Annotated in this window: 1 protein-coding gene; it reads left to right on the forward strand. The window is 59.0% G+C overall.

Going from position 1 to position 244, the window contains the following annotated elements; translation table 11 throughout:
* Positions 1 to 19: 19 nt before the first annotated feature.
* On the forward strand, positions 20 to 244 hold a 225-nt coding region (locus tag AAEY83_RS17815), incomplete at its 3' end, for an SPFH domain-containing protein (RefSeq protein WP_351061340.1).

Genomic DNA, 244 nt, shown 5'->3' on the forward strand with positions numbered 1-244 from the left:
GTACAAGGGAGACCCGCTGATGAGCAATAAATCGCTGATCGCCCTGATCGTTGGCGTCGTTGTGGTACTGGTGGGCTGGAATTGCTTCTACATCGTCGCTCAGACCGAGCGCGCGGTGCTGCTGCAATTCGGTCGTGTGGTTCAGGCCGATGTCCAGCCGGGTCTGCATGTGAAAGTGCCTTACGTCAACCAGGTGCGCAAATTCGATGCGCGTCTGCTGACGCTGGATGCACCGACGCAGCGC

The sequence above is a fragment of the Psychrobacter sp. TB20-MNA-CIBAN-0197 genome (assembly GCF_040309765.1).
GTDB lineage: Bacteria > Pseudomonadota > Gammaproteobacteria > Pseudomonadales > Moraxellaceae > Psychrobacter > Psychrobacter submarinus.